Raw genomic sequence first — 15892 nt, 5'->3', positions numbered from 1 at the left:
GCCCTGCTGGAGCTGGGCGAGCATGCCGGTGCCCGACGTACTGACGAGCGGCTTGTCCGTACCCGCCAGCGCGTCGCCGATCGCCTGCAGGGCGGCGAGATCGGACTCCGCGGCACCGGCCAGGTCGCCGGCCACCATCGCCTCGTGCCGGAACGCGAGGTGTACGACGCCATCCGCAGCGGCGGCGGCCGCGCGCAGCCGGTCGAGGTCGTGCAGGTCGCCGCGGACCGCTTCGGCGCCCCAGTCGGTGAGCCGCTTCGCCGACTCGTCCGAACGCGCCAGGCCGAGCACCTGGTGACCGTTGTGCAGCAGTTCCGGGACCAGCGCCGAGCCGACGTGGCCGGATGCTCCGGTGATGAAGACACGCATGAGATGTTCCTTCCGAGTGATGTCATTGACTGACATCACCGATGCTACACCCTGATGTCACTCGATGACATCGGCTAGGATCGGGGCCATGGGACGGTGGGAGCCGGACGCGGCCGGGCGGCTGCGAGAGGCCGCGATGGCGTTGTACGCCGAGCGCGGGTACGACGGCACGACCGTCGCGGAGATCGCCGACCGGGCCGGGGTCACGGCGCGGACGTTCTTCCGGCACTTCGCGGACAAGCGCGAAGTACTGTTCGCCGGCTCCGAGCTGCTGCAGGAACACATGGTCGCCGCGCTCGCTGGCGCTCCGGCGGACGCGACCCCGATGGAGGCGATGACGACCGCGGTGCTCGCCTCGGCCGACTTCTTCGACGACATCCGCCGGGAGTACTCGCGGCGTCGGTCCGCGGTGATCATGTCGACGCCGGAGCTGCGGGAGCGCGAGCTGATCAAGATGGCCACGCTCACCACCGCGCTCACCCAGGGCCTGCTCGACCGCGGCGTCGCGCCGGACATCGCCGCGCTGGCGGCCGAGACCGGGGTCGCGGTGTTCAAGGTCTCGTTCGAGCGCTGGATCAACGCGGCTGACGACGTACCGATCTCCGACGTACTGCAGGCGACCCTGAAGAACCTCGCAGGCCTCACAGCCTGACCCAAGACAAAGCAGAAGTCCTGGCTGTGACCGTCACAACCACGCGAGATGCCCTGTCTTATCTCGTGACGGCTCACAACCAACGAAGGGAACCTGCGATGAGGATCGTCGTGATCGGCGGCACCGGGTTGATCGGTACGAAACTGGTGGCGAAGCTCACCGAGCACGGCCACGAGGCGGTGCCGGCGGCGCCGAGCACCGGGGTGAACACGATCACCGGCGAAGGCCTGGCGGAGGTGCTGAAGGGCGCGGACGTGGTGGTCGACGTGGCGAACTCGCCGTCGTTCGAGGCCGGGCCGGTGATGGAGTTCTTCAGGACCTCGACGTCGAACGTGCTGCGGGCCGGCGACGCGGCCGGGGTGCGGCATCACGTCGGGATCTCGATCGTGGGGACCGAGCGGATGCCGGACAACGGGTACTTCGCGGCGAAGATCGCGCAGGAGGAGCTGATCAAGGAGTCCGGGATGCCGTACTCGCTGGTGCACGCGACGCAGTTCATGGAGTTCGTCGGGGCGATCGCGGACGAAGGCACCTGGGACGACGGCAAGGTGCACATCGCGCCGGTCGCCTGGGCGCCGATCGCGGCCGAGGACGTCGCCAGGAACCTCGGCCGGGTCGCGGTCGGCGGCCCGCTGAACGGGCGGATCGACATCGCCGGGCCGGACGAGTTCCGGATGGATGAGTTCTTCCGGAAGGCGCTCGCGGAGCACGGTGACCCCCGTGAGGTGGTGACCGACGTGCACGCGAAGTACTTCGGCTCCGAGCTGACCGAGCGCAGCCTGGTCCCGATCGGCGAGGCGACGCTGGGCGAGCTGCACTACGACGAGTGGTCCGCGGCCCGATGACGGGCCGGCCCGAGTTCGTGCGCGAGCTGGACGTGGAGGCGGTCGAAGTCCCGGAAGCCTATCCTCCAGCTGATGACTGAGAACCTCGACGACGCCGTCGCGGTCTTCAACCAGGTGCGCCCGCGCCTGATGGGGATCGCGTACCGGATGCTGGGCAGCCACGCCGAAGCCGAGGACCTGGTCCAAGAGGTGTGGATGCGCTGGCAGGCCGCGGACCGCGGCACGGTGGACAGCCCGGCGGCGTACCTGTCGACCGCGGTGACCCGGCTCGCGATCAACGCGAGCCAGTCCGCCCGTGCCCGGCGGGAGACGTACATCGGGCCCTGGCTGCCGGAGCCGGTGGACACCAGCGCCGACCCGTACCTCGGGGCCGAGCACGGGGAGGCGTTGAGCTTCGCGATGCTGCTCGTGCTCGAGCGGCTGTCGCCGACGGAGCGGGCGGCGTACATCCTGCGCGAGGCGTTCGACTTTCCGTACGGCGAGCTGGCCACGATGCTGGAGACGACGCCGGCCGCCGTGCGGCAGCTGGTCAGCCGGGCGCGGAAACGGATCCGCGCGGAACGCCGTACCGAGGTGACCGGGGCCGAGCAGCGGAAGTTGCTGACGGCATTCATCGCGGCCGCCCGCGAGGGCGACCTGGCCGGGCTCGAACGTCTGCTCGCGACCGACGCGATCAGCTACTCGGACGGGAACGGCGCGCGCCAGGTGTCGAAGTTCCCGGTGGTCGGGCGGGACCGGGTCGCGAAGTTCCACCGGGCCTTCGCCTCGCATTTCTGGCGGGGCGTCAGGGTGGAGTTGGGCGAGGCGAACGGCGGCTGGTCCGCGATGCTGTACCGCGACGGCGTGTTGTTCGCGGTCTGCGTCGTGACCGTCTCGCCGAGCGGGATCAGGGAGGTGATGTGGCAGCTGAACGGGGCGAAGCTCACCGCGGTCGCTTGAGCAGGAGGCTCAGTGTGTTCACGTCGAGCGGGCATGCCGTCGTGCACCGGTTCGCGACAGCGTGCCGTGCCGGTAGCGCCGACGCGGTGCGGAGTCTGCTGACCCGGGAGGTGGTGGCGGTCACCGACGGCGGCGGACAGGTCGTCACGGCCGGCCGGATCCAGGGTCCGGGCGAGGTCGCGCGGTGCGTGACCGAGCTGATCGGCCCGGGCGTCGCGCTGACCGTGGAGGCGGTCAACGGGCAGTCCGGCGTCGTACTGCGGACCGCCGGGCGGGTCGTCGCCGTGGTCAGCCTGCAGGTCACCGGCGGGAAGGTGGCGGCCGTCTGGATCGTGCTGAACCCGGACAAGCTGCGGCACTGGGAATGAACCCCGCCGGTTCTGGTGTTGACGTGTCAACCTAGACTTGTCAGGACCGAACAGGAGCGTGCAGACCATGTCCACACCAACGCCCGTGCCAACGCCTACGCCGGCCGAGGTGGCCTTCGGGCTCGACACCTTCGGGGACATCCCGGTGGACGACAGCGGCGCGCCGGTGACCGCCGCGGCGGCGATCCGGCAGGTGGTGGACGAGGCGGTGCTGGCCGACGAGATCGGCGTGGACGCGATCGCCCTCGGGGAGCACCACCGCCCGGAGTTCTCGATCTCGACACCGGAGACGGTGCTCGCCGGGATCGCCACGAAGACGTCGAACATCAAGCTCGGGTCCGGCGTGACCGTGCTGAGCTCGGACGACCCGGTGCGGGTGTTCCAGCGGTTCGCGACCGTGGACGCGCTGTCGAACGGGCGCGCCGAGGTGATCCTCGGGCGCGGGTCGTTCACCGAGTCGTTCCCGTTGTTCGGGTACGACCTGGCCGACTACGACAAGCTGTTCGAGGAGAAGCTGCAGCTGTTCGTGCGGCTGCTCGACGAGAAGCCGGTGACCTGGGAAGGTACGGTGCGGGCGGCGCTGGACAACGTGGACGTCTACCCGAAGACCGAGTCCGGCCGGCTGACCACGTGGGTCGGCGTCGGCGGTTCGCCGCAGTCGGTGGTGCGGACGGCGTACTACGGGCTCCCGCTGATGCTCGCGATCATCGGCGGCTCGCCGGAGCGGTTCGCGCCGTACGTCGACCTGTACAAGCGGGCCTCCGAGCAGTTCGGGACGGTCGCACATCCGGTCGGGATGCACTCGCCGGGGTTCGTCGCGGACACCGACGAGGAGGCGAAGGAGATCTACTTCGCGCCGTACAAGGTGATGCGCGACCGGATCGGCGCACTGCGCGGCTGGCCGCCGCTGAAGCGCGAGGAGTTCGAGTCCGAGGTGCTGCACGGATCGATGTACGTCGGGTCGCCGGAGACCGTGGCCCGCCGGATCGCGGGCGCCGTTCAGGCGATCGGGGCCTCGCGCTTCGACCTGATCTACTCGGGCGGCCCGCTTCCCGTGAGCGCGCGGCTCAAGACGGTCGAGCTGTACGGCACCAAGGTGGTCCCGCTGGTGCGTGAGATCCTCGCGGAGTCCAAGTGACCAGCCCCGAGAGAGCTCCCCGGGTGAGCTCCGGCCCGGTGCCTGGGACGGACTTCGGTCATGGTTCGGAGGGGGTTGGTGTGGCGACGGTGGGGATTCTTGGGGCCGGGAAGGTGGGGACGGTGCTGGCTCGGCTGGCGGTTGCGGCTGGGTATCGGGTGCTGATCGCGGGGTCGGGTGAGGTGTCGAAGATCGCGTTGATCGTTGACGTAGTGACTCCTGGGGCGGTCGCGGTGACTGCCGCGGAGGCGGCGGCCGCGGCGGATGTGGTGATTCTGGCGCTGCCGTTGGGGAAGTACCGGACGATTCCGGTGCAGGAGTTGCGGGGCAAGCTCGTCGTCGACGCGATGAACTACTGGTGGGAGGTCGACGGGGTTCGCGACGACCTCACCGATCCGCGGACGTCCTCGTCGGAGATCGTGCAGGAGTTCCTGCCGGAGTCCCGCGTCGTGAAGGCCTTCAACCACATGGGTTACCACGACCTCGACGAAGGCGCCCGCCCGGCCGGCGCCCCCGACCGCAAGGCGATCGCAATCGCCGGCCCACCGGAAGCCGCCGCCCAGGTGGCCGCCCTCGTCGACACCCTCGGCTTCGACCCGGTCCTCGCCGGCCCGCTCTCCGAAGGCGTCCGGCTCGAACCACACACCGAGATGTTCGGCGCAAACGTCCCCGCCGACCAGGTCCGCACCCTCCTGGACCGCTTCCCCGACACCCCCCGCGGCCAACTCGTCGCCGAAGCCCGCTCCGCCTGAAAGACCCTGAGCGCCCGCGCGGCGGCTGTCGGCGGTGACGACGGCGCGCCGCCGAGCGCCGGCGGTGGAGCATGAACCGCTACTCGTGGTTGGGGGGTGCCCGAGGAGCGTCTGGTCAGGTGATCGAGACGAGGTCGGCGCGCTGTGGAGTGGCGGCGCGTTCGGCGCCGATGCCGGCGGTGATCACGCAGCCGATGCCGAGGGCCTGGAACAGGCTGGGGGACTGGCCGAGGAGTAGCCAGCCGATCAGCAGGGCGAGGGCGGGTTCGAGGCTCATCAGGGTGCCGAAGACGCCCGCGTCCAGGCGGCGGAGCGCGAGGTACTCGAGGCTGAACGGGATCACCGGAAGCAGCAGCGCCAGGCCGAACCCGATGAGCACCAGTTGCCAGGTCAGGACCGGGATCGTGGCCGGTCCGGCGACGACGGTCGCCAGCACGGCAGCGACCGGGATCGAGACGCCCATGCCCTGCAGGCCCGTGACGTTGCCGCCGACGTGTTGGGTGAGCACGATGTACGCCGCCCAGCACGCCGCCGCGCCGAGCGCGAACAGTACGCCGATACCGTCGACCGCGCCGTGCCACGGCTGGGTCAGGACCAGTACGCCGGCGAACGCCAGCGCCGGCCAGATCAGCCGCCCGCGACTACGCAGTACCGCGACCGAGAGCGGACCCAGGAACTCCAGCGCGCTCGCGGTCCCGAGCGGGAGCCGCGCCACGGCCGCCATGAACAGCAAGGTCACGCCGCCGGTCGCGACCCCGAGACCGACCGCGGCGAGGAAAGCGTTGCGGTCGAACGCACTTGGCCGCGGGCGGAACAACACGAGCACGATCACGCCCGCGCAGGCGAGCCGGAGCCAGGCGGCGCCCTCCGGGCCGACCCGGTCGAACAGCCCGACCGAGACGGCCAGCCCGAGCTGGACCATCGTCATCGACAGCACCGCGAACGCGATGCCGATCCTCCGTGTGCGCATACCGTCCAGTGAAGCCCGCTGCAGTCGTTCGCGTCCACGTGAGAATCGTGGACAGATCGTTCATGATTACTGAATGGACGTACGTCGGCTGGAACTGCTGCTCGCGCTCTCCCGGCTGGGCTCGATGCACGCGGTGTCGGACGTTCTCGGCGTGACCACCTCCACGGTGTCGCAGCAGCTCGCCGCGCTCGCCAAGGAGGTCGGCACGCCGCTGATCGAGCCCGACGGCCGGCGGGTCCGGCTCACTCCGGCAGGGCGGCGGCTGGCCCGACATGCCGTCGACATCCTGGCGGCGCACGAGGCCGCGCGGGCCGCTCTCGACCCGTCCGCGGAGCCTGCCGGTACGGTCCGGGTCGCCGCGTTCCACACCGCGATCCGGGAGTCCCTGCTGCCCGTCGTACCGCGGTTGCTGGCCGCGGTACGGCTGGAGATCCAGGAGCAGGAACCACCGGACGCTGTGGCGATGCTCGAGCGGGACCAGGTGGACCTCGCGCTGACCTACGACTACAACCTCGCGCCCGCGCGACTCGGTCCCGCGCTCGAGGCGGCGCCGCTCTGGGAGTCCTCGTGGAGCCTGGCCGTGCCGTCCCGGTCCCGTCGTACGCCGGGCACGTCGGCCGAGGTACTCGCGGCGTTCGCGGACAGCGACTGGATCGTGAACTCCCGGCACACCGCCGACGAGCAGGTCGTCCGTACGATCGCCGCACTGGCCGGGTTCGAACCCCGCGTCACGCAACGCGCCGACAGCCTGCCGCTGGTCCAGGAGATGATCGGGGCGGGCCTCGGCGTCGCGCTGCTGCCCGCGACGTACCCGAAGACGACCGGCATCTCGCTGCGCCGCCTGCGCGCCCCGGAGCCGCGCATGCGAGCCCTCGCCCTGACCCGCCGCGGGCACACCTCCTGGCCCCCGCTGTCCCTCGTCCTGCGGCTACTCACCGAGCCTCCTGCACCACGTACGCGTTGAGGTTGGTCTGGGTGACGGCGATGCCGGCCGCGTCGGTGAGCGTGGTTCGGAGGGAGACGGCCGCCTTGGGCGTCGGGAAGACTGCTTGGTACGTACGGCCCCCGAGGCACTCGACCTGTGCCGGGTGCCAGGTTGCGCCGTTGTCCGGCGAGTACTCGACCCGGAGCGTACGGATCGTCGTGTCCGCCGCCGTACGGGGGAGAACCGGCAGCCTCGTGATCGGTGTCCACGTGCTGACGTTCTGATTGTTGACAATCGGACGGTAGCCGATGCTCCACAGCGGCGTGGTGCTCTCACCGGCCTGGGAACCGAACGTCGCCCGATACTCGATGCGTTCCGACGTCGTCAGCGTCGCGGATGTTTCGAAGCGGTACGTGGCCGGTTCGGGCGGCAGCCCGTCCGCGAACAGGCTGCCGTACTCCCGCGACTGGCCGACCAAGGTTTCGCCGCGGTACAGCTTCGCCGACTCGGCGGTCGTCGCGGCGAAACCACCGTGCCCATCGGCGTCGGTGATCTTGGTCAGACCGACCGAGAGTTCGCTGCCGCCGCGCGCGACCGACACGTCGCTGGGGCTGCGGACGGGGGCGTTCCAGCGTTCTTGGTAGACCCCGCCCGCGCGGTACGACTTCGACGTCGACAAGAGGATTGTCGACGATTCACCGTCCGCCGTCGGCTCCTCCAAGGTCTGGCTCCACTCAACCGGTGCGGCCTCGACATGCTGGATCAGCGTGATCGGCGCAGGCACGGACACAGGCTCGGTGAAACTCTCGTGGCCCGGTAGCGACGCAGTCGTCATCAGCTGATAGCCGTCACCGGTCGAGTGCTGCAGTTGCGTGCGTACCGTGGCCAGATCCCGATCGCGAACCGTCCGTTGGAACCCGGTGGGAAACCGGCCGTTGACGAGATCCGTCGTGTGGTACGCCGACGACCCGCCGTACCAGTGCGAGGCGATGACCGCGGACACCTGGCCGTCGGGCACCGAGTCGCCGAGGCCCAGCGTGTACAGGTCCTGGCCGCCGAACGCGCCGAAGATCTGGTCGACCTCTTCCTCGCCCATCGTCCGGACGTAATCGACGGTCTGCATGGAGCGCTGCACAGCTGACGTCGGTACGTCGATCGCGACCTTGCGGGCCTGCCGAGCGTCGAACACCACGGTGGCGTCGGCCGTCAGGTGGACCCGCGGCTGGACCATCGCGTACGTCGCATCGCCGGTAAGGCTCGCGTCGACGGCGTACTCGCCAGGAGGCAGCCGCACCGTGCCGTCGCCGAACAGGATGTGCTCGGACGACCCGTCGAGCGGCTGGACTGTCACGTTCGCGCCGGTGGCGGGAATGCCGTCGGGGGCGATCACGTGGACGGTCAGGTTGTAGGCCTCGATGTCCTTCAGCACGGTCACCGGGACGTGGACCTGGCCGCCGTCCGGCCAGGTCGCGATCACCTGACCGGTGTACCGGCCGTCCGGGCCGGTGTGGTTGGTGTTCGACGTGACCTGCACCGGGGCGGACGCACCGGCGGCGATCGTCAGCTGGGAGGTGCCAACCGTCAGGGCCTGGCCAGGCGCGGGCGTGCCGTCCGGCGCGGTGAGCTCGGTACCGATCGTGAGCGTGACCGGGCTCGTCCCCGTGTTGCGGTAGGTGATCGTCCGCGTCACCGGCTGGTCGTCGGCGTGCGGCCAGTCCGCCGTACCGAACGAGATGCTCGGCGGGCCGGCGAGGATCGGCTGGGCGACCGCGCGGGCGACGTCGATCCGGCCCGCGCCCTGATCGAACAGTCCCTGATCCGGTGCGGACTTCGCGGAATTCATCAGGGCGCTCTTCAGCTCGGGCGCCTTCCAGTCCGGGTGTTCCTGGAGCAGCAGGGCGGCGGCGCCGGCCACGTGCGGCGCGGCCATCGACGTACCGGAGATCCGCGTGTAGTAGTCGTTCACCGGCTCGCCGACGGTCCCCTCGGACGAGCGCGCGGCGACGATGCCGACGCCGGGGGCGGTGACATCCGGTTTGAGGACCGCGTCACCGGGCGCCGGGCCGCGGCTCGAGAACGGCGCGATCGTGTCGTCCCGGTCGACGGCGCCGACGGTGAGTGCCGCCGCGGCGCGTCCGGGGGAGGTGATGCTGCCGCCCGGGGCGCTGCCTTGGTTGCCGGCGGCAACGACGAACAGCGTGCCGGTCTCGGCGGTGAGCGTGGTGATCGCCTGCTCCAGCGGATCGTCCGCGCGGTCGAACGGGAAGCCGAGGCTGATGTTGACCACCTGGGCGTGCACGTCGCGGGCGGCCCACTCCATCGCGGCGAGGACCGACGAGTCGTTGCAGACCGTGTCGGTGCAGGCCTTCGCGTCGTACAGCTCGGCGTCCGGCGCGACCCCGCGGTACTGCCCGTTCGAGGCGGCGCCGGTGCCGGCCACGATCGACGCGACGTGCGTCCCGTGGCCGATCTGGTCACCGGGCAGGTCGTCGCCGAACGTCTGCACCCCGGCGACCCGCGACGCCAGGTCCGGGTGCTGCGCGTCGATTCCGCTGTCGATCACGGCGACCCGGACGCCCTTGCCGGTATATCCGGCCTGCCAGGCGGCGGGCGCCCCGATCTGCGGGACCGATTTGTCCAGCAGCAGGTGCCGTTTGCCGTCCAGCCACACGTGACGGATCGCCGGGCTCGTCGCGACCGTGGCGAGGAAGGACCGCGCCGACGCCTTCGCCACCGAGCCGGCGTTCGCGTTGATCGCGGCCAGCGCGCGGGAGGTCTTCAGCGCGCTGATCGCGGGGCGTGCTTTCGCGGCGGCGGCGGAGTACCCGACGATGACCGGGATCGCGTCCGTGTGCGCATCGTCGTACCCGGCCTCGATCAGCCCGGTGACGTCGAACAGCTGCCGGTCCAGTCGCCCGGTGTCGACCAGCCGGTGGACGTCCGACGGGATCACGGTCACCCGGCCGTTCACCTTGCTCGCGGTGAAGCTCATCCGGTCACGCCCCGGCCCGGGCTTGATCGCCGGCGCACCAGCGGCCAGCGACACCTGATCTCCGGTGATCAGCGTGACCGTCCCGGTGGCCACGCCCGCGGCTGTGGCTGTGGGCTTGGCAGCAGCGTGTGCGATCGGTGCTGCGGGCAGGATGGGGAAGACGAGCAGTGCGGCCGTTGTCAGCGCCAGGCGGATACGGGCACGAGCGACCATCGGTGGGCACCTCCGGGGCGGGGTCAGTAGTGGGAATACGCGTCGACCCGGGCGGCGCGTTGCTTGTCACAATCGGCTGGGTCGAGTTGTCTACCTGTTGAGTCGACGACGGACGGAGAATCTGGTGCGCAGGATCCTGGTGGTGGGCGGCGGGTACGCCGGGTTCTACACGGCGTGGCGGCTGGAGAAGAAGCTGCGGCGCGGTCAGGCCGAGGTGATCGTGGTCGACCCGCGGCCGTACATGACGTACCAGCCGTTCCTGCCCGAGGTGGTGGCCGGGTCGGTCGAGGCGCGGCACGCGGCCGTCTCGCTGCGGCGCAACCTGCGGCACACGAAGCTCGTCGCGGGGATGGTCGTCGGCATCTCGCACGCGGAGCGGACGGTGACGATCCGGCCCGCGCAGGGCGCCGATTACACGATGCCGTACGACGTGATCGCAGTGACGGCGGGCGCCGTGACGCGGACGTTCGACGTACCCGGGGTGGCGGACCGCGCGATCGGGATGAAGCACGTCGAGGAGGCGGTGGCGATCCGGGACCGGCTGTTCACGGCGTTCGACGAAGCGGCCGGGCTGGAGCCGGGGGCGCAGCGGCGGAAGCTGTTGACGATCACCTTCGTGGGCGGGGGATTCTCCGGGGTCGAGGGGTTCGCGGAGCTGTTGTCGCTGGCCCGGGCATTGCTGAAGAAGTACCCGGAGCTGTCGGAGAGCGACCTCGCGTTCCACCTGGTCGAGGCGTCCGGGCGGATCCTGCCCGAGGTCAGCGACGGCCCGGGCCAGTGGGTGGTGCGGATGCTCGAGAAGCGCGGCGCGGTCGTGCACCTGAACACCACGATGACGTCCGCCGACGACGGGCACGTCGTGCTGTCCGACGGCGCCGAGTTCGACTCTGAGCTGATCGTCTGGACGGCGGGCAACGCCGCGACCCGGCTGCTGCGCAACCACACGGACCTGCCGCACAACGAGCGCGGCTTGGTGCAGGTGCGCGCGGATCTGCGCATCGGGACCGCGGACGAGGTGATCCCGGACGCGTGGGCAGCCGGTGACGATGCCGCCGTACCGGATCTCGCGGGTGCTGCCGCCTACACGGTGCCGAACGCGCAGAACGCCGTACGGCAGGGGAAGCTGCTGGCGAAGAACCTGCTGCGCTCGCTGCGTGGGAAGGAGCCGAAGAACTACGTGCACCACAGCCTGGGCGCGATCGCCACGCTCGGCCTCGGGACCGGAATCTTCCAGTACCGCAGACTCGTCATCAAGGGGCTGCCGGCCTGGCTGATGCACCGCGGCTACCACGTGCTCGCAGTGCCGACCTGGGACCGCAAGGTCCGGGTGCTGGCGATCTGGCTCGCGTCGTTCTTCTACGGCCGCGACATCGTCTCACTGGCCTCCGTGCAAAGCCCGCGCGACGCGTTCCAGACCGAGGCTCGCAGTACGCGCATCGGTAAGCGGGTGTGACTGCTCAGAGCGAGACCAGGACGACGGTTGCCGCGGCGCAGACCAAGCCGGTGACCTGTCGGCCGGTCAGGCGCTCGTGCAGCACGGTCAGCCCGAGCAGCACGGTGACCGCGGGATAGAGCGAGGTCAGTACGACGGCTACCGAGAGCGCCTGCGCGCGGCTGGCGAGCACGAAGGCGGCGATCGCCGACGTTCCGAGGACACCGGAGGCGACCGCGAGCAACGCCGTACTGCCGGTCATCCGCAGTCGCGCGCGGCGGGCGCCGACCGGCACGACCGTGAGCACGGCGACCAGCCGATTCATTGCCAACGGCCACAATCCGGCGGCGGCATCGGCGCGCGCCAGGGCGACGTACTGCAGCGCGAACGCGGCGCCGGAGAGCAAGGCCCACCCGGCGCCGGAAGCCGGACCGGTCCGGGACCCGCGCCCGCTGGTGATCAGCCAGATCGCAGGCGCGGCGATCACGAATCCGATCCAGGCCCACCAGCTCAGCCGGTCGTGCAGCAGCGCCACGCCGATCACGACGGGGATCGCGACACCGGCGACGTCACTCAGCGGTACGACGAGGCTGAACCGGCCGACCTTCATCGCCTGGAACAGGAACGCCGCGCCCAGCCCGGTACCGATCCCGGAGAGCGCGCCCCATCCGAGCGCGGCCGGCGTGACGTGCGGAGCGGCGACGACCAACGCCAGCAGGGTGACGAGCGTGACCCCGCAGAGCTGCCCGAGCAGTACGACGACCGCGCTGTGCAACCGACGGGCAGCGAGGCCGGCCGCGAAGTCCGACAGCCCGAAACACAGCGCGGACGTCAGCGCGAGCGCAACACCCACACCCGTCAGGTATCCGGGCCACGCCCGGCCAAACTCTCAGCTGATCCGGGTCAGGCGGCCGTCGGCGGAGATGCGGATCGTCGTCTTTCGGGCGCCGACGGTGAGGTCGACGAAGAACATGCCGTTGGCGGTGCGGGTCTTGTAGGTCACCGCTTCGGTGGGCGCGGTCGGGACGATGGCGGACAGGATGGTCGCCTCGTTGCCGGTGCGGTTGAACTTGACGACCGGGGCCGACTGGCGGTGGAAGATGTCGGGGTAGTACCAGCCCTGCACCGGATCCTGCTGACCTTCGACGACGGTGATGCCGTCCTTGGCGGGTTGCTGCTGGTACGGGATCTGGAGCAGGTACGTCTTCGCGCCCGGCGCGGTGGCGACGGCCGCTGTGGGGGACTGGACGGTCACCTTCTGGCCCGGTGCGAGATGCCACAGCGTCTCGTACCGCTGGTTGCCGGTCGCCTGGCCGCGGTCGAGCGTGACGATCAGGTCGGGGTCCTTCAGCACGAGTACGTCGCGCTTGCGGGTCACGCCCGCGGCCGGCGAGTCGGCGAGCGAGTACGACTCCCAGGTCGGCGTGATCGACGCGCGGACCAGCTGGGTGTCGACCGACGCGGTGTCGGCCGACGGGATCGTCATCACGTTGTGCGCCGCCTGGCTCTTCGACCACGCCTGCCACTTGTCGAGCTGGTACCCGGAGTGCCCCGGGTCGATCAGCACGTCCCGGCCGTGGGACGAGTACGTCAACGACATGTGGTCGTCGTGACCGTGCAGTGTGCGCGCCGCGCCGTACCGGATGCTGTACGTCGACTCCTGCGCGAACGGCCGCGTCTCGCCCCAGCCGGTCCGCCCGAACACGTACCCGGCGTCGAACACCGCGACCCGTTTCGCCGGCTTCGTCCCGTGCTTCCCGAGCGAGGCGACGTAGTCGAGCGCGGTCCCGGCCGCGCCGGTCGGCTTCTGCTTGACGGCGTCGCCGACCTGCTGGAGTTCGCCGGTGGACTTGGTCGCGAGCGCCAGCCATTCGGACAGCGCGGCCCGGCGCTGGTCGATCACCGTGCCCGGGTCGGAGCCGCAGCGCTGCAGAGCGGTCGTGGCGCGGCCCCAGAGCAGGTAGTTGAACATCGCGTACCCGACGGACTGCTCGTTCGTCGATCCCTGCGGGTCGATCGCGGTCGTGATCGCCTGGGTCAGCCGGTCCACCGCGAGCGTCTTGAGCTCAGGCCGCTTGAGCGTGCAGCCCACGCCGAACAGCGCGATGCTCTCATCGGTACCGTGGTTCGACTGGCCGCTCCAGTTCACGATCATGAACTGCGCGTGATCGACGAGCGCCTTGTCCAGCCAGGCGTACTGCGCCGGCAGCTTGCTGACGTGCATCCCGCTCAGGACCGCCTGGCGCGCGCACAGCAGCACGTTGGTGCGGTGCATCGTCGCTTCCCACGCGCCGACGTCGCCCTTCCAGCTGTACGGGTTGTCGTGGACCCAGTCGTGGATGATCGCCAGCACGTGCGTGAGCGCCTTACGGTCGCCGCGCCCGCCGGCCTCGATGCCGTTGCCGAGCCAGCGCAGCGAGTGCAGCCACATGTACCAGCTGGGCTTCTTGTACGGGTCGGCGCGCCAGTTGATGTCTCCGTTGCCGTTGCCGACCTTGTACGGCGGGTCGTCGCCCCACTGGAACGTGTCGGTGAGCAGCATCGGGAGCGGCACCTGGATACCGCTGTACCCCGGGCACTCGTACGTCCCGGTGTTCGCGACCGGTGTCGACGGCGGGGGAGTCGCGGGGGTGTCGACGCCGGGCAGGGGCTCGTCGGTGGACTCGGGGACGCTCGGGGTCGGCCGCGGTGGCTTGGGCGCGGTGCTCGGCGTCGGCGAGCCGTTGGCGGAGGCCGTCGTACTGCGGTCGCGGGCGCCTGGCATCAGCACGAACACGGCACCGGCGAACGCGACCCCGCACACCAGCACGCAGACAAGCGTGAGCGCGACAGTCGTCCCCACCCGCCTCTTCCGTTGCGCCACTCGCCCCCCTCTATTACCGGAAAGCTACCTGATGACTGGGCGAACGAGGACCCGCGTACGGCGACCGAGCGCGGTGACGCCCAGCCCGGCGAGGCTCGCTCCGGCCGCGACGACCGCGCAGGTCACGAACCCGCTGCCGAGATCGTGCGCCGTACCGAGCAGCGGCCCGAACGTCGCCACGCCGATCGCGCCGCCGATCTGCCGGGACGTGTTGAACGCGGCCGACGCGGCACCGTGCAGGGCCGGCTCGACCGCGGCGATCGACTGCGCCGTCATCGTCGGCACCAGCAGCCCGGAGCTGAACCCGATCGGGACCAGCGCCAGCACCATCGGCCAGACCATCGACGACGTACTCGCCCAGGCGAGCGCGAGCATCGCGACGGTGATCACCGCCTGCCCGATCGCGAGGACCGCGGGACGCCCGATGCGCCGGGCGAGTGGCGCCGAGCCGATGTTCGCGATCGAGATCAGCCCGGTCAGCGGGAGGAACAACAGCCCGGTCACCAACGCGCTCAGGTGCCGACCTTGCTGGAGGAGCAGGCTCATCGAGAAAAGCACGCCGTAGAAGGCGAAATTGAGCAGCAGCCCCTGGATCGCCGCCGCCGCGAACCCGCGGTCGGCGTACAGCTTCAGGGGCAGCAACGGCGCCCTTACCGACCGCTCGACCAGGACGAAACCGGCCAGGCCGGCGACCGCCACCACGACCGCCACGAGGATCGCCGGATCGAGCCAGCCGCGTGCCGGTGCCTCGATCAGCGTGAACACCAGCCCACCGATGAACGCGGTCGCTGTCCCCATCCCGCCGAGGTCGAGTCGCCTGGATCGCGGTGTCACAGCCGGCATGGTGCGCCAGGCCCAGAGCGCGGCCGGGATGCCGATCACCACGTTGACCGCGAACACGGCCCGCCAGTTCGCGAGGGCGACCAGGCCGCCGCCGAGCAGCGGGCCTGCGGCCATCCCGGCGCCGCCCGCCGCGGCCCACCAGCTGACCAGGCGGTGCCGCGTGTGTTCGTCGGTCGCGGAGGCCGTCGCGAGGACGAGCGCACTCGGCAGCAGCAGGGCGGAGCCGGCGCCCTGCAGGAGCCGGGCGAGATTCAGCATCAGCATCGAGCCGGCCGCCGCGCAGACCGCCGACGAGAGCGTGAACACCAGCAACCCGGTGAGGAACGCGCGCTTCGCGCCGAGCGTGTCGGCGATCGCGCCGGCGCCGAGCATCAGTGCGGCGAACGACAGCGTGTACGCGTTCAGCGACCACTCCAGCTCGGCGCGGGACGCGTGCAGGTGGGTGGCGAGTTCGGCGAGCGTGACGTTCACGATCGTGCTGTCGACGAAGACCATGAACGAGGCGATCAGCGCGAGCGCGACCACCGGCCGGCGAGATTCGGGCATGGCACCGAGCCTACGACTTTGTTTGATGTACGTCGAACAATATCC

The 15892-nt window shown here is 70.5% G+C and carries 14 protein-coding genes; 8 read left to right on the top strand and 6 right to left on the bottom strand.

What is annotated here, in order from left to right; all coding sequences use genetic code 11:
* Window positions 1-369 (bottom strand): NAD-dependent epimerase/dehydratase family protein (locus VFF46_RS09030; protein ID WP_325036589.1); only part of this gene is annotated, 369 nt, incomplete at its 3' end.
* A gap of 88 nt (window positions 370-457) precedes the next feature.
* Here VFF46_RS09030 and VFF46_RS09025 point away from each other — a divergent pair.
* The 6 genes from VFF46_RS09025 (at window position 458) to VFF46_RS09000 (ending at window position 5063) form a co-directional block, all read left to right on the top strand.
* Window positions 458-1021, top strand: coding sequence for a helix-turn-helix domain-containing protein (locus VFF46_RS09025; protein ID WP_325036588.1), 564 nt, complete (start codon window positions 458-460; stop codon window positions 1019-1021).
* A gap of 98 nt (window positions 1022-1119) precedes the next feature.
* On the top strand, window positions 1120-1866 hold the full coding sequence (locus VFF46_RS09020) for an SDR family oxidoreductase (protein ID WP_325036587.1): 747 nt from the start codon (window positions 1120-1122) through the stop codon (window positions 1864-1866).
* 72 nt (window positions 1867-1938) lie between these two features.
* Window positions 1939-2805, top strand: a complete 867-nt coding sequence (sigJ, locus tag VFF46_RS09015) for an RNA polymerase sigma factor SigJ (protein WP_325036586.1) — start codon at window positions 1939-1941, stop codon at window positions 2803-2805.
* A gap of 14 nt (window positions 2806-2819) precedes the next feature.
* On the top strand, window positions 2820-3173 hold the full coding sequence (locus VFF46_RS09010) for a hypothetical protein (protein ID WP_325036585.1): 354 nt from the start codon (window positions 2820-2822) through the stop codon (window positions 3171-3173).
* Between the two features lie 67 nt (window positions 3174-3240).
* Window positions 3241-4311 carry an LLM class flavin-dependent oxidoreductase gene (locus VFF46_RS09005; protein ID WP_325036584.1) on the top strand — a complete coding sequence of 357 codons (1071 nt, stop codon included), beginning with the start codon at window positions 3241-3243 and terminating at the stop codon, window positions 4309-4311.
* A gap of 23 nt (window positions 4312-4334) precedes the next feature.
* Window positions 4335-5063, top strand: a complete 729-nt coding sequence (locus VFF46_RS09000) for an NADPH-dependent F420 reductase (protein WP_325036590.1) — start codon at window positions 4335-4337, stop codon at window positions 5061-5063.
* A gap of 115 nt (window positions 5064-5178) precedes the next feature.
* On the opposite strand, the gene VFF46_RS08995 is transcribed toward VFF46_RS09000, so the two are convergent.
* Window positions 5179-6033 (bottom strand): EamA family transporter, encoded by an 855-nt coding sequence (locus VFF46_RS08995; protein ID WP_325036583.1) that lies wholly within the window; start codon window positions 6031-6033, stop codon window positions 5179-5181.
* A gap of 73 nt (window positions 6034-6106) precedes the next feature.
* Here VFF46_RS08995 and VFF46_RS08990 point away from each other — a divergent pair, with 73 nt between their 5' ends.
* Window positions 6107-6997, top strand: a complete 891-nt coding sequence (locus VFF46_RS08990; RefSeq protein ID WP_325036582.1) for a LysR family transcriptional regulator — start codon at window positions 6107-6109, stop codon at window positions 6995-6997.
* On the opposite strand, the gene VFF46_RS08985 is transcribed toward VFF46_RS08990, so the two are convergent.
* Window positions 6966-10163 (bottom strand): S8 family serine peptidase, encoded by a 3198-nt coding sequence (locus tag VFF46_RS08985; protein ID WP_325036581.1) that lies wholly within the window; start codon window positions 10161-10163, stop codon window positions 6966-6968. The two genes, VFF46_RS08990 and VFF46_RS08985, sit on opposite strands and share 32 nt — an antisense overlap.
* Window positions 10164-10287: 124 nt before the next feature.
* Here VFF46_RS08985 and VFF46_RS08980 point away from each other — a divergent pair, with 124 nt between their 5' ends.
* Window positions 10288-11616, top strand: coding sequence for an NAD(P)/FAD-dependent oxidoreductase (locus VFF46_RS08980; protein ID WP_325036580.1), 1329 nt, complete (start codon window positions 10288-10290; stop codon window positions 11614-11616).
* Between the two features lie 4 nt (window positions 11617-11620).
* On the opposite strand, the gene VFF46_RS08975 is transcribed toward VFF46_RS08980, so the two are convergent.
* From VFF46_RS08975 to VFF46_RS08965, 3 genes are read right to left on the bottom strand one after another with little or no spacing between them, the layout of a single operon-like run.
* Entirely contained in the window at window positions 11621-12448 is an 828-nt protein-coding gene (locus VFF46_RS08975) for an EamA family transporter (RefSeq protein ID WP_325036579.1), read from the bottom strand.
* A gap of 36 nt (window positions 12449-12484) precedes the next feature.
* Window positions 12485-14437, bottom strand: coding sequence for a heparinase II/III domain-containing protein (locus tag VFF46_RS08970; RefSeq protein WP_325036578.1), 1953 nt, complete (start codon window positions 14435-14437; stop codon window positions 12485-12487).
* Between the two features lie 45 nt (window positions 14438-14482).
* Window positions 14483-15847 carry an MFS transporter gene (locus VFF46_RS08965; protein ID WP_325036576.1) on the bottom strand — a complete coding sequence of 455 codons (1365 nt, stop codon included), beginning with the start codon at window positions 15845-15847 and terminating at the stop codon, window positions 14483-14485.
* Window positions 15848-15892: the final 45 nt, after the last annotated feature.

Source organism: Kribbella sp. (assembly GCF_035655035.1).
GTDB lineage: Bacteria > Actinomycetota > Actinomycetes > Propionibacteriales > Kribbellaceae > Kribbella.
Note: the sequence above shows the minus strand (reverse complement) of the source record. Positions and strands in the feature narration are given on the sequence as shown.